Annotated in this window: 10 protein-coding genes; 3 read left to right on the forward strand and 7 right to left on the reverse strand. The window is 60.9% G+C overall.

The features are described 5' to 3' along the window. Position 1: 1 nt before the first annotated feature. From LOY34_RS14655 to LOY34_RS14675, 5 genes are all read right to left on the reverse strand, one after another. Entirely contained in the window at positions 2-568 is a 567-nt protein-coding gene (locus tag LOY34_RS14655; RefSeq protein WP_258663353.1) for a hypothetical protein, read from the reverse strand. Further along, the gene (locus tag LOY34_RS14660) at positions 561-806 is read right to left on the reverse strand and encodes a hypothetical protein (protein WP_258663355.1); all 246 of its coding nucleotides are present in this window, start codon (positions 804-806) and stop codon (positions 561-563) included. The genes LOY34_RS14655 and LOY34_RS14660 overlap by 8 nt, the downstream gene beginning before the upstream one ends. Beyond that, positions 793-4212 (reverse strand): hypothetical protein, encoded by a 3420-nt coding sequence (locus LOY34_RS14665; protein WP_258663356.1) that lies wholly within the window; start codon positions 4210-4212, stop codon positions 793-795. The genes LOY34_RS14660 and LOY34_RS14665 overlap by 14 nt, the downstream gene beginning before the upstream one ends. Before the next feature lie 6 nt (positions 4213-4218). Further along, positions 4219-5142, reverse strand: coding sequence for a hypothetical protein (locus tag LOY34_RS14670; protein ID WP_258663358.1), 924 nt, complete (start codon positions 5140-5142; stop codon positions 4219-4221). A gap of 289 nt (positions 5143-5431) precedes the next feature. Then, complete coding sequence (locus tag LOY34_RS14675) at positions 5432-5863, reverse strand: hypothetical protein (protein WP_258663360.1); 432 nt, start codon at positions 5861-5863, stop codon at positions 5432-5434. Positions 5864-6644: 781 nt separating this feature from the next. Between LOY34_RS14675 and LOY34_RS14680 the strand changes: the two genes are divergently transcribed. From LOY34_RS14680 to LOY34_RS14690, 3 genes are all read left to right on the forward strand, one after another. Then, positions 6645-7256, forward strand: a complete 612-nt coding sequence (locus LOY34_RS14680; RefSeq protein ID WP_258663361.1) for a recombinase family protein — start codon at positions 6645-6647, stop codon at positions 7254-7256. Between the two features lie 928 nt (positions 7257-8184). Then, the gene (locus tag LOY34_RS14685) at positions 8185-9411 is read left to right on the forward strand and encodes an MFS transporter (RefSeq protein WP_195884283.1); all 1227 of its coding nucleotides are present in this window, start codon (positions 8185-8187) and stop codon (positions 9409-9411) included. 100 nt (positions 9412-9511) lie between these two features. Further along, positions 9512-10066, forward strand: coding sequence for a YdeI/OmpD-associated family protein (locus LOY34_RS14690; RefSeq protein ID WP_195884284.1), 555 nt, complete (start codon positions 9512-9514; stop codon positions 10064-10066). Here LOY34_RS14690 and LOY34_RS14695 read toward each other — a convergent pair. Then, complete coding sequence (locus LOY34_RS14695) at positions 10024-11373, reverse strand: MFS transporter (RefSeq protein ID WP_195884285.1); 1350 nt, start codon at positions 11371-11373, stop codon at positions 10024-10026. The two genes, LOY34_RS14690 and LOY34_RS14695, sit on opposite strands and share 43 nt — an antisense overlap. Before the next feature lie 43 nt (positions 11374-11416). Next, positions 11417-12958, reverse strand: coding sequence for a class I adenylate-forming enzyme family protein (locus LOY34_RS14700; RefSeq protein ID WP_195884286.1), 1542 nt, complete (start codon positions 12956-12958; stop codon positions 11417-11419). Positions 12959-12960 lie beyond the last annotated feature (2 nt).

A 12960-nucleotide genomic window follows, 5' to 3' on the forward strand; every position in this document is an offset into this window, starting at 1 on the left:
TTCACCCCCTTTTCGGCTTACGTGTGCGAACCTGATTCGCAGCGGTGCCTTGCACAGGCTTGCTGTGATCTACGAGCGAAGCAGCTGGCTTAGCAACGACTAACCCGTAGCGTTCTTGCAGTTCAACGGCTTGGCTGCTGGCGGCGGCTTTCTGAGCAGCCTGAGCGACAACCTCAGCCAGCTCCGCCTGCAGTGATGCAACCTTGCGCTGGTGTGCAGTGTCGGCGCGGTACTTGGCTAACTCGTCAGCGGTCAACGGCTCACGAGCGATCCGCGTGTTGTCCCAGCCGTAGACCCGCCCGGTGCGCACTTGCTGGCGCTCAGCGCGTTGAATCTTGAGCGCCCACTCCAATAGCAGTCCCTCAGCCTGTGTAGCAGTCCGCGTTGAAATAGCAGCCGGCACAGTGAGACGATTTCCCAAGTCAACCAGCGGGCTCCCCGGACGCACCACGAAACCATCATTCGCGCCTGCTGTGTCAGTTCGAGCTTCGAGCTTCACACGTGAAAAATCGATGTTGTGCAGCTCGCACTCACGGCGCAGATCCTTCAGCTGTTCAAGATCAAACATGACGCACCTCGGTGTTTTTGGCTTCAGCGATGCGGGATTGCAGGGCTGCTATTTCCGCCGCGCGGGCGTCGGCACGGGCACCAGCTGTCTTGAGTCTGCGTAGCCGCGCCTTCGCTGCCTCAAGGGCCTGCTGCGCTTGCGGCAGTGCCTCGCGCAGCATGCGTTCAGCGTCCTGCAATTCAGCGACTCGGGTCTGTGCAACTTTCACCAACGCATTGGCTGCCTCAATTTCGTTCATCGTCTTGCCCTCCGGGGCGCCCCAACGTATTTCGTAGCCTGTCGACTGCCTGGCGGTTGCCGGACGTGACGAATGGAATCGCGGCCAAGCGCACAACGGCACGGACTTTCCTCGCCATTCTTTCAAGCGCGTCTCTGCGTGCGTCGTCATCCAAGCTTGCCCAGCCCGGTGTGCGCATCAAGCGTTGAGCGCCGTCGAAGGTCAGCTGCCCGGCCAACTGCGCAAGTTCGTGATACTGGTCAGCCGGGATCTGGACTTTTTTGCTGCGGTTGGTCAGCGCTCTCTTGAACGCTGGTGGCGACCAGCCAAGGCGACCGGATTCGACGCGCACAGGGTCTTCACTGGGGGTGGTGATCGGAATCGGACCGGCGCGGCCAATCTGACGTTGAGACTCCATGATTGGCTGCCCGTACTGGTCCAGCTTAATCGGCAGAGATTCACGGCCGAACGTCTCACCTGGCAGACGGTACTTCAACTGGTCGACAAAACTGTCGCGGTCGGTTTGGCGTTGGTAGGGATCCATATACCGGCCGATGTGTGACAGCAACGTGGCAGGCTGGGCCAAGGTCGCGGCACTGCGGTTGATCCAGCTGGCACCATAACGGTCAGGGTCGGTCATGGCCTGCATGACGCCGGAGAGCCCTTGCAACCAGGTTTTACTGGTGAAGTTGCGACCGACCGCCTTGATGATGCTGCCCATGCCCAACGCTTGATCCTGAGCACCGCTGGCAACATCGGCAGCGATGCCGACCAACGAGGCGATAGGCTCAATCCTGCTGTATTGCTGCCAACGGCCGTTGACCTTCAGGCTGTAGGGTTGGTTGCCAGCAGCAAGCCACGCCTTGCGGGCTTCTGGATCTTCTGGCCCGCCGCCAGTGAGGTTGCCGCCCATTACGCCCACAGAGCCCAAGGCGATCAGCAGCGAGCCAATACCCATCCGGGCTAATGCTTCTTCCTGACGGGCGCCGCCAGAGTGAAGATCTTGGCGAACTTCCTTGAAGATAGGAGCAGCCGGACTGTGCTTTACGGCATAGGTAATGAGGTTCGCCGGGGTCTTCAGGAAAGGAACAACGAGATTGCCCGTGCCATGTGGCAGCGAGTGGCGTAGGTTGTTCACCGCCTGGGTGATCTTGCCCGCCTGGTTGTTGAAGGTGTGGAACAGCGCTGCATCCTGACCAGCCTCGACTAACTCCTGGGGAGGATTGGCGACCAGCTCTTGCACACGTTTATGCACAGCTGTTGGGCTTTGGCCTTTCAACTCCTGAACCGCCATGCGGTAAGCTCCCGCATAGCGCGCCATGCCGTCATTGAGATACTTGAAAAACTGATCCTCGGACTGGAGCAAGCGCAACGGCACACCCCAGACCTTCTGCCCTGGCAGGTCATTGCGGTAAACCTCAGCCTTGTTGCCACCGAAGGCGTCTTCGCCCGTTTGCCAGGAACTCACCGCCCCTTTTGCGCCGTTAATGGCGCCTTCCAGCATGCCAGCCAGTTGATAGACGGGTTCGCCCAGCCGGGTTTCGCCATTCAAGCCAACCGCTCGTTTAGCGGCACCGATACCACCAGCCAGGGTACGGGTTGGCACCTGCAGGGCACTGGTGAACAAGTTCGACACCATGTTGACGACGTGTGTGTCAGGCGACGATAGCAACAGCGATTTGTATGCAGTCCAGAATCCGTCGCTTCCAGCCTGACGTGCCAGCTTGTTGGCAGCTTCGACACCGCCGACGCGGGTGGCGTTGGTCAGCGCTTCGGCAATGGCCTTTGCACCTTGGGCGCCGCCGACCGATTCCAACATGCTGCTGGCTTGTTTCATTGAGGTCACGTCCGCACGCATAGCGGACATGGCGCGGCCAATTTCTGCTCGACTGCTCATCACGGCTTTCTGGGTACTGCGTAGGTCGGCAAGCGATTGCAGGAAATTGGCCTGATCGATTTCACTGGCGTTGCCGGTGCTGATCCGATTGCCCAGCTCCAGAGTTTTCAACGTCTGATCCTTAAGCAGGCGAGTCGCGGCCACTTGCTCCTCGGCGTTGAACGCGACACCGACACGGTGCTTCCTCAACTTCTCGATAGTAATCCCGGTCAGCGCGGCGAGACGGCCGGTTTCTTCCCAACTGATAGTGCCTCGACGTGCCACCTCGATTTCGGGCTCATCGCCGCGCAACAGGTCCAGGCTCTTGTCCATCTGCCGCTGATCCATGCCCATCGATTCGAACAACGGGCGTACATTCTGTGATCCGGCGAACGGTACTTTCGGTGCAGTGGGCGCTGGGGTTGGCTGTGGTGCGATCTGCGGCGCGCTGGGCGTTGGGCCAAGGGCTGGCATGGCTTGTACAGGCGCTGCCGCCATGGCCTGTGGTTGCTGGGCTGGCATCGGCGCAGGGGTGGCTTGCTGTGCTGGCGTGACCATGTTCGGACGGCGCAGGCCAACCGCGCCACCCATGGCACCACCAAGTGCCCCGCCAATCACCATTTGCTTGCCCACGCCTTCCAGGGCGGGGCGGTCGGTGGCCAGGTTGGTCAGCACCTGCTGTTGGCCGGACTGGCTCAGTTCTTCCAGGGACTCGATACCAGTGCCAACCAATGCACGGTGGACCAGCCCCGTAGCTACATCCACGCCATTCTGGCCCGCCATCTGCGCGTCGATGTCAGCGACGCCGAGCTTGCGACCAATACGGGCTCCTGCTGCGCCGAGCAATCCCGTCAAACCGCCGGACAACAACGCAAGTCCGCTTTGTCCCAGGGTCAGATCGCCAGTTTGTTGCCGCGTCTGTTCGGCCTGCTGACCGCTTGCGATCAAGCCTTCACCAGCACCAGCGCCGATGACACCAGCCATAGCTGGCGCAGCGCCCAGCGCCTTCGCGCCGAGAGCGATGCCGCGGCCAACCAGGCCCCCGCCGATCATGGACGGTAACGATTCGATAGCCAGATGCGGGATGTTGCCGGGGTTGGCTGCGAGTGCGTCCAACGTGCCTCCGAAGCCACTTGCCTTGTCCAGCGCTTGGGCTGATGCCTGGCGCTCAGGGGTATCGCGACTGCTGATCTGTTTGCGTGCCGCCTGCGGGTCGTACCCGAGCGACTGCAGGTAATTGCCCAAGCCGCCACCTGAAACAAGATCGCCCAAACCGACGACACCTTCGCTCAGGCCCACCGCTCCGCGTACGACGCTACGGCCAACGTCGCCCAAGCCGGTCGGGCCATTGTCCACCAGTGGCGGCAGACCGCGCCGGCCAACTGTGGGGGCCTGGCCTTGCGGCGCAGTGAGAGCTTGTTCGGGCTCGGCATCAATATCATCGCCGAATGCGCTTACGATCCGTTGCGGCGCCGCCTGCGATTCAGGGATAGCAGGGCCAGGCACTTGTTCCGGGCCGTCGAGGTCATCGCCAAACGCTGAAAGTGCCATGTCATATCACCGCGCCTTTTTCGTGGCGACTTTGCCACTTGCCGGATCGATGTACTGAGAGCCAGCAGGCAGCGCGTCATACTCGGCTTGGGTAGTAGGTCGAGCTGGGGCCCTAACGTTCGCATGTGGATTGCTGCCAGCTGCAGACATGAGCAGTTCTGCACCCTGTGGCGGCCGCGTGTAGCTGGGCACCGCATCAGCGCCCGGCAGCCCCGGCACCGCTGCGCCATCGGCGCCTGCAGGCAGTGGAGCTAATTCGTCAAGGGCGGACTCCAGTGGGTCGGCCTTGTTCGCCTTTGCGGGCTTACGGCCAGGGCTGTACTGCGAGAAGGGCTCGCCGTACTTTTCGTACTGGCCGGTCTGGGCATTGAGCACATGGCGCTGCATCATGCCGCCGCCTAACGGTTGGTCGAGCACCTGACGCTGGGTCGGCATGCGTGGCCCGCTGGATCCGCCACCACCAGAACCGATGTGCGCTTGGCGTTGCTCGAACTGGCCTTGCTGCTGAGCCAACTGCGCTTGGCGATGAGCCTGCAACGCGTCATTGCTGTTCGCACGAAGCACAGTTTCGGGGTAGAGGCCCTGCGCTGCCAAGACCCTAGCCAATGGGCCAAGCTGTGCCTGTAACTGCGGGTCACTAAACGCCTGTTGCTGGCGTTGGAGCGCGTCCTGTTTAGCTTGTGCAGCTTGTTGCTGCATGGCTATTTGCTGTCGCTGCGCCTCAGTCATTTGCTGCCGGTAGGCTTGCAGCTGCTGGGAGTGCTGCTGCTGCGCGATCAATTGCGCGGCCTGGCCGCCTGCCTGCCCCAGCACTTGGGCGCCACTGCCCTGGCGACCTTGCGCCATAAGCTGCAGGCCGAGAACCATTCTTGGGTCAGCCATCAGTTGACCAAGGCCTTCTTGGCTAAACGCATCTGCGAAACTTGCCATGGTTGCTCCTCCAGCACAGTGGCTGGCGATCAGTGTTGCGTGTGCGGACCTGACGCCTTTTGCGCCATGGCCTCGTCAACGAGTTTCTGGTGGTCAAGCCCCAGCACACTGGCGAACGTTCCGTCGAAGATCGCGTTGTAGTGAGGGCTGACGGTGACCCCCGCTGGCGGCTGGCATAAGGCTACTGAGCCATACCCAAACAGCGTGTCAGAGGCGCTGTATGGATGCATGGACATTAGGGTGGCCATCGGATTTGGAATGAACTTTTGGTGGGACATGGTCTGAACCCTCAACGCGTGGAAGAACCAGTCGAAGCGAGGCGCGCACGCTCGAAATCCAGAGCCTGCTGCGCAGCGACACGATCAGCCTTGGGCAGGCTGCTGAGGTCTGTCGGCACAACGATGTGGTTACCGTTGGCCAGTGTGATGAGCCGGAACAACCCATGGCGCCACGCCCTGACGTTCGACGCTGTGGAACTTTTGGTCATGAGCGCGACCCTCAGTCGGCACTCAGCATCGCTGAGGTGCCCGGTGCGTCGGGTGATGAATTCGGCCAGGTCGGCGATGGAATAGCACAGGGTCGGATGTCCGAGGCGATTTGTCCGCACAGGGTGGGCTTCTGGCAGCTCTTCGCGATGAAGGCTGAAGAATGCAGGAGTGAGCCCGGTGAGGTCGGCCAGCTGGCGAATCGAAACGGCTGCGCTTGTGGTGACTGAGCACATCGCCTACCCCTCCGGTTGGCGTTGATCAATGCCATTGATGTTAGCGAGAACTGGCGCCGTGAAAGCTACCGGTTGTCTGATATTTATTCGAATAATCAACTAGTTATACATTCGTGCGGTCGGGTTTTTGCTGCCACGCGCTGGGAAATTTCGGGACTGAATTATCACGGTTTCGGGATTCGTATCGGGGGTCTGAAATCTCTGGAGCCGATATGCATATTTTGCGTTTGCAAAAGGAGGATACCCCCCACCCACGGTGGCTGGTTTTCAGCCCCTGAGGGTCTTTATCCCGAGCCCGCAGCGCCAGGCAGCAGCCGTGCAGTTGACTTGGCTATCCTCCTAAAGGAACCAATACACCTAAGCTCATAAGGGAAGAATGACATGTGCCATCTTAAAGCAAGCCTAGGAGTCGCACTGGTCGGCGTTGCCGCGATAGGTGTAAGTGGGTGCTCGACAGTAGTTGTCAGTTCAAACCCGCGAAACGTGGTAGTTGAGTCACAGTCTTTGAACGCAAAGGAGGCACAGAGGTTGGCTGATGCTGAATGCTTGAAGCACAGCCGCTATGCCAAGATGACAATCAAAGGCGGTTACTGGGATCGAAACTACACATTCGAGTGCGTGGAGTGATGAACCGGCAGTGAGTGCAGGCCTGTACTGATTTGAGTATGCCTATACGAGTACCATTGATCGGCTGACTTAACCTGTACCGAAATACCTCTTTTCAAACCCATTTGAGCACACCTATATTAGGTACACCCAAAACGGTATATGAGGGTCTGCCATGTTTATCCGTGCCTACCTAAGGGCGTCCACCGAGGATCAGGACGCCAACCGCGCCAGAGATGTCCTCGAACAGTTCGCAGCAAGCAACGGGCACAAGGTGGCCGCGTGGTATACCGAGAATGAGTCCGGCACTCGGCTTGATCGACCTGAACTGTTTAGGTTGCTGCACGAAAGCCACCGCGGCGACGTGTTGCTGCTGGAACAGGTTGATCGACTCTCCAGACTTTCTCAGGACGACTGGGCCAAGCTCAAAGCACAGATTGCTGAGCGCGGCGTTACAGTGGTTTCCATGGATCTGAGCACAAGCCACGCAGCGCTAAAGCCAGCCGGAGGTGATGACTTCACACGAGGGATGATTTCTGCAGTCAACGGCATGCTGCTGGATATGCTGGCCGTGGTTGCCCGCAAAGACTACGAAGACCGCAGGCGTCGTCAGGCGCAGGGAATCGCCAAGGCAAAGGATAACGGTAAGTACAAAGGGCGGCCGATTGACCTGGATCTACACAAGCGCATCCATACCTGTAGGGCAAAGGGGATGAGCCTACGAGAGACAGCCAACACGGTCGGCTGTGCACTGAGCACAGTGCAAAGGGCTTTGCACTCCGGTTGACTGTAGTTGGAAGGACTCTCACGCCAGGGATAGCACAACGATGGCTATGGTGGCACACCTGTCACGCACGCCCCACGCCGTCACAAAGAGTGCGTGACAGCAACGCGATCGTCTAGCACGCTGGTTTCAGCGGTTGTCACAGGCGTCACAATGTAAAAGTCCATTTTGGTGAGCAGATATACACAGCACATATTTAGAGCTATTACTCTAATTTTCTTATGTATTTCTTTCTCTTGAATATATAAAAAAAGATAGTGACATAGTGACAAAGCCCTAACACCTCAGTGCTAGACACCTCCACCGCGTCACCATGCTTGTCACGCTGTGCCCTCCCGTCACGGGGACAACCTCCGTCTTGACGGTACTTTTAGCCACCAGACACCTGTGCCCGTGCAACGAGCGTGTCCATATGCGAATTTTGTATAAACCCTATAACCGAATACCACAGTTAAAAATTTATGGTGTCCGACTTAAAATCTCTAAAACGCTGCCATAGCTGCATAAATTCCCGACCTCAAGGTCAAGCAACCTCAAATGTGCCATCATATGCACATAACCCGCAAACACCTCAACCTGCCCAATCCCTCCCCTAGCTGTCTGCAGCCTGCCAGAAGGTGGTATTTCTGGGGGTACTTTTCTCTCAGCGATTGGATTAGCTACCAGTCTAGAGCCTTCGTAAAATGTTCTTCGGCGATCCGGACAGCCTCTGAAAGCACTTCAGAACCTGCGCCAGTTGTTCAACGCACTCGCAACCCGAGTGAGTACAAGGCCAAGCCTTGCCTGAACAAAGCCCTCATCAATCACACTAATGATTACTATCGAGTACCCCACCTGTCTGCTTGCCATAACCACCCCCTATAATCGCCTGCAGATTTCCCCCGCTCCCCCCGCCTGCCCCAGACGATATCCCCCCTTGGAACCCCGCACCATGCCAAGCGCAAGCCAAGGCCGTCACGGCCTTCCCGAACATAATCAACAGAGCGTCAAGCAGCAGTGGCTGGCGATTCTCTCGGTCGCCGTGGGTGCCTTCGCCCTGGTAACCAGTGAGTTTCTGCCGGTGGGCGTGCTCAACGATGTCGCCAGCGACCTGGGCATCAGTGCCGGCCAGGCCGGCCTGATGGTTACCCTGCCCGGCATAATGGCCGCCCTCGCCGCGCCTTTGCTGTCGGTGGGCATTGGCGCGCTGGACCGGCGTTATCTGCTGATCGGCCTGACGCTGATCATGATCATCGCCAACGCTGTGGTGGCCTACGCCAGCGACTTCAGTCTGTTGCTGTTCGGCCGCGTTCTGCTGGGCGTGAGTATCGGCGGTTTCTGGGCGACGGCCATTGCCCTCAGCGGCCGCCTGGCGCCCAAGGGCGTGGGCGTGGCCCAGGCCACTTCGATCATCATGGTCGGTGTGACCCTGGCCACCGTGCTGGGCGTGCCCGTCGGCACCTGGCTGAGTGGCTTGCTGGGCTGGCGCATGACCTTCCTGGTCACTGCGCTGGTCGGCGTGCCGGTGCTGCTGGCGCAGGTCTTCCTGCTGCCGCGGCTCAATCCCGACAAGGCCATTCGCATCAGTGACCTGCCGGCCCTGTTCATCAATCCACAGGCCCGGGTTGGCTTGATTGCGGTATTGCTGATTGGCCTGGCGCATTTTGCCGCCTACACCTACGTCGCACCGTTCTTCAAACAGAGTGCCGGCTTCGATGGACCGACCATTGGCTCACTGTTGCTGCTGTATGGTGTGGCCGGGGTGGCGGGCAATATCTTTGCCGGTTTCGCCGCCAACCGCAGCGTGCGTCACACCCTGATGCTGGTCGCCCTGATGATCGCCATCAGCACCGCGCTGTTCCCCTACTTCGCCACCGGCATGACCGGCGCAGCGCTGCTGATCGCGCTCTGGGGCTTCGCCTTCGGCGCCTTCCCGGCCTGTGCCAGCATCTGGATGTTTGTGGTCGCACCCAAGGATGTCGAACGCGGCATGCCCCTGTTTGTCGCCATGTTCCAGGTGATCATCGCATTGGGCTCGTTCTTCGGCGGGCAGATCGTCGACCAGCTGGGCAGCTCGGTGCTGCTGAGCCTGGCCACGGCCCTGGTGGGCTGCGGTTTCGTCACGGTGCTGGTGCTGGGGCGTAACGTCAGCAATCGCCTGGCAGCCCAACCCGCCTAGCCGCTGGACAGACCCGTGGCCAATAGCTAGACCTTCTGTACTGAATCTATTCTCACTGTCGCGTTCAAACGCGACAGTGAGTAGATAGGAAGGTGTGGCAATGACAACAATCGCTGCTAAATCCCGCTTCGAAGCAAAGCTTCTGCGCCCGGCAAAGCCTGGCGACGATGCCTCGTGGGCGTTCGTCGTCCTGCCAAGAGAGGCGAGCGAACAGCTTCCCCGGCGCGGCCGGACCAGCGTTGAAGGCACCATCAACGGGCAGCCTTTCCAGGCAACGCTTGAGCCCGATGGCCAACTGAGCCATTGGCTGCAGGTAAACAGCGCCTTGCTCGAAGCCGCAGGCGCGGCCGTGGGGGATGTCGTTACACTGGAGCTGACCCCGGTGAAGAAGGAGCCCGAGCCCGACATCCCGGCCGACTTTCAGCAGGCCCTGGCCAGCGCTGGCGAGGCGCGTGAAGTCTGGAACAGTACGACAACCCTCGCACGCGTCGACTGGATCCACTGGATCACGTCAGCCAAGCAACTCAAGACCCGGGCAAAACGCATAAGCGATGCCTGCGATATGCTTGCATCCGGCAAGAAGCAGGTGTGCTGTTTCGATTCGTCCGGCTACTACAGCAAGGCGTTGCGTGCGCCCGAGGCAGAAAACTCCTGAGCTGCCCCCTCCTTGCCAACCGCATGGCCAGCCGCGACAAAATCTTCCTTGCGCAACACCACCAGCGCCAGCAGCGACGCCACCCCGGTGCCCACATAGAAAAACCAGGGCGCAGTGATGTCGCCAGTCAGCTTGATCAGCCAGGTAGAAATCAGCGGCGCACTGCCGCCGAACACCGCCACCGGAATGTTGTAGGCCACGGCGATGCCGGTGGAGCGGATGCGGGTGGGCAGCAACTCGCTCATCAAGGCGTAGGTCGAGGACGCGTACAAACCGAACAAAATCGCCACGGCCATCAGCGGCCAGAACAGGGTCGCAGGCGTGGCGCCCGGCGCGGTCTTGAAGAACCAGTACATGGCCAGGGTTGCCAGGGTGCCGATCACCAGCAAGAACGGCTTGCGCCCGTAACGGTCGGTGAAGGCGCCGCCCAGGGGCATCACCAGCGCCGCCGAGAGGCTGGCGACGAAGACGTAGAGCAAGGTGGTGCCGCTGTCGAACTTGAGGGTGTTGGACATGTAGGTCGAGGCGAAGGTCAGCACCAGGTAGAAGATCGAGCTGTGCAGGGTGATGATGAAGAACACCAGGGCGATCGCCCGCTTCCACTGCCAGACCTCGCGCAGTGGCGCCTTGGAGGTCTGCCCGGCCTCGACCAGGGCGAGGAACTCCGGGCTGTCTTCAAGCTTGAGGCGGATGTACATCGAGATAAAGCCCAGTGGGCCGGCCACCAGGAACGGAATACGCCAGCCCCACTCCTGCATCAGCTCGGCGCCCAGGGCCCAGGTCATGCCATTGGCCACGGCGCCGCCCAGCAGCAGGCCGAGCACCGCGGTGACCATCAGCCAGCAGGTGGCAAAGCCGCGGCGGCCGGGGCCGGCGTATTCGGAAATGAAGCTGGTGATGGTGCCGATCTCGCCACCGGCCGAGAAGCCCTGCACGCAGCGGATCAACACGAGGATTATCGGCGCGGCAATGCCAATGCTGGCGTAGGTTGGCAACAGGCCGAGCAGGAAGGTCGAGCCGGCCATCATCACCAGCACGGTGATCAGGGTTTTGCGCCGGCCGATCTTGTCGGCCAGGGGGCCGAAGAACAGCCCGCCCAGGGGCCGGATGAAGAAGCTCAGGGCAAAGGCGGCAAAACTTGCCAGCAGGCTGCTGGTAGGGTCGTCAGAAACAAAAAACGCCTTGCCGATGTACACGGCGAGAAAGCCGTAGACGCCATAGTCGTACCACTCGATCAAGTGGCCGGAGGTGGCGCCGATAAAGGCCCGGCGCCGCTGGCGCTGGGGGTTGGAAGCTGGCACACCCATAGTGGGGACTCCTGTCGTAGTGCTATCCATGAAATACCGCGCTTCAGAGGTTGATCAGAGGCTGCGAAGGCTCCTGTAACCACTGGCGCAAGCGGGTCTTGAGAATCTTGCCATAGCTGTTCTTCGGCAGCTCGGGGCAAAAGACGAACTTTTTCGGTTTTTTGAACGAGGCCATGCGCGCCAGAAACCACTGGTTGAGGGCCTGCGCATCGAGGCTATCGGGTGAACGCAAGGCCACGAAGGCTACCACCGATTCGCCCCATTCGGCATCGGCCTCGCCGACCACGCACACCTCGAACACTTCGGGGTGCTGCATCAGCACTTCCTCGACTTCGCGTGGGTAGATGTTGCTGCCGCCGGAGATGATCACATCCTTGCAGCGATCGGTGAGGGTCAGGTAGCCCTGCTGGTTGAAAAAGCCAATGTCGCCGGTCAGCAGCCAGCCGTTTACCAGGGCCTCTTGGGTGGCTTGCGGGTTGTCCCAGTAGCCCAGCATCACTACTGGCCCGCGCACCACGATCTGCCCCGGCTCGCCCGCGGCCACCGGCTGGCCTTGGGCATCCACCACGCGCACCTCGACGCAGGCGTGGGCACGCCCCACCGAGGCGGCGATCTGCGCCCAGTCGGCGTGCCCGCGATCGGCGATGGCCTGGCGCGACAGCGCGCTGATGGTCATCGGGCATTCGCCCTGGCCGTAGATCTGCACCAGGCGCGGGCCGAAGGTGTCCAGGGCCTGGGCAAGATCGGCCAGGTACATTGGCCCGCCACCGTAGACGATGGTCTTGATGCCTTCGCCGGCATACCCCTGCAGGCGTGCCTGGTCGACCATGCGCTTGACCATGGTCGGCGCGGCAAACAGGCTGACCTGGCCCAGTTGCTGCGCAAGTTCAAACAGCTCCGCCGCCTGGAAGCCGCGCGACGCCGGCACCACATGGCGGGCGCCACAGCGCACATGAATGAAGTTGTACAGGCCGGCGCCATGGGACATCGGCGCGGCGTACACCACCGCGTCACCAGCGGCCACCGCATCGACGTCCAGTGGATAGCACAGGGACATGGCGATCAAATTGCCATGGGACAGCATCACACCCTTGGAGCGCCCGGTGGTGCCGGAGGTGTAGAACAGCCAGGCCAGGTCGCTGTCCTGGCGCGGGTACGGCTCGGGCAGTTGCTCATCCGCCAAGGGGCCTTGCGGGCTCGGCGTGTGCGCCGCCAGTTCTTGGCAGCCGCTCGGCAAGGCGCCGCTGGCGAACACCTGGCCGTCATCTGAGTAGACCAGCCGGGCGCCGGCATTGGCGGCAATCCAGGCGGCTTCCAGGGCGTGCAGCTTGCTGTTGATCGGCACCGCCACCGCGCCGCTCCACCAGATGGCGTACAGCAGTTCGAGATAGCTGCAGCTGTTCTTCATCAACAGCGCCACCCGCTCGCCCGGTGCAATGTCGTATTGCTCGCGCAGTTGCACGGCGCGGGCCCGGGCCTGGGCGGCGAACGCCTGGTAGTCGGCAACCTGGCGCTGCCCCTCGAACAACGCCGGGCGCTGCGGCCAGCGCTGGGCCGCATCGCGCAGCCAATGGGCGATGTTCATCC

Origin of the sequence: Pseudomonas sp. B21-009, assembly GCF_024749345.1 — a bacterium.
Lineage (GTDB): Bacteria > Pseudomonadota > Gammaproteobacteria > Pseudomonadales > Pseudomonadaceae > Aquipseudomonas.

Excerpts from the sequence above, each read along its gene's own strand:
- LOY34_RS14660 (WP_258663355.1), bottom strand. The coding sequence starts at position 806 with ATGAACGAAATTGAGGCAGCCAATGCGTTGGTGAAAGTTGCACAGACC.
- LOY34_RS14685 (WP_195884283.1), top strand. The coding sequence starts at position 8,185 with ATGCCAAGCGCAAGCCAAGGCCGTCACGGCCTTCCCGAACATAATCAA.
- LOY34_RS14690 (WP_195884284.1), top strand. The coding sequence starts at position 9,512 with ATGACAACAATCGCTGCTAAATCCCGCTTCGAAGCAAAGCTTCTGCGC.
- LOY34_RS14675 (WP_258663360.1), bottom strand. The coding sequence starts at position 5,863 with ATGTGCTCAGTCACCACAAGCGCAGCCGTTTCGATTCGCCAGCTGGCC.
- LOY34_RS14670 (WP_258663358.1), bottom strand. The coding sequence starts at position 5,142 with ATGGCAAGTTTCGCAGATGCGTTTAGCCAAGAAGGCCTTGGTCAACTG.
- LOY34_RS14655 (WP_258663353.1), bottom strand. The coding sequence starts at position 568 with ATGTTTGATCTTGAACAGCTGAAGGATCTGCGCCGTGAGTGCGAGCTG.
- LOY34_RS14665 (WP_258663356.1), bottom strand. The coding sequence starts at position 4,212 with ATGGCACTTTCAGCGTTTGGCGATGACCTCGACGGCCCGGAACAAGTG.
- LOY34_RS14695 (WP_195884285.1), bottom strand. The coding sequence starts at position 11,373 with ATGGGTGTGCCAGCTTCCAACCCCCAGCGCCAGCGGCGCCGGGCCTTT.
- LOY34_RS14680 (WP_258663361.1), top strand. The coding sequence starts at position 6,645 with ATGTTTATCCGTGCCTACCTAAGGGCGTCCACCGAGGATCAGGACGCC.
- LOY34_RS14700 (WP_195884286.1), bottom strand. The coding sequence starts at position 12,958 with ATGAACATCGCCCATTGGCTGCGCGATGCGGCCCAGCGCTGGCCGCAG.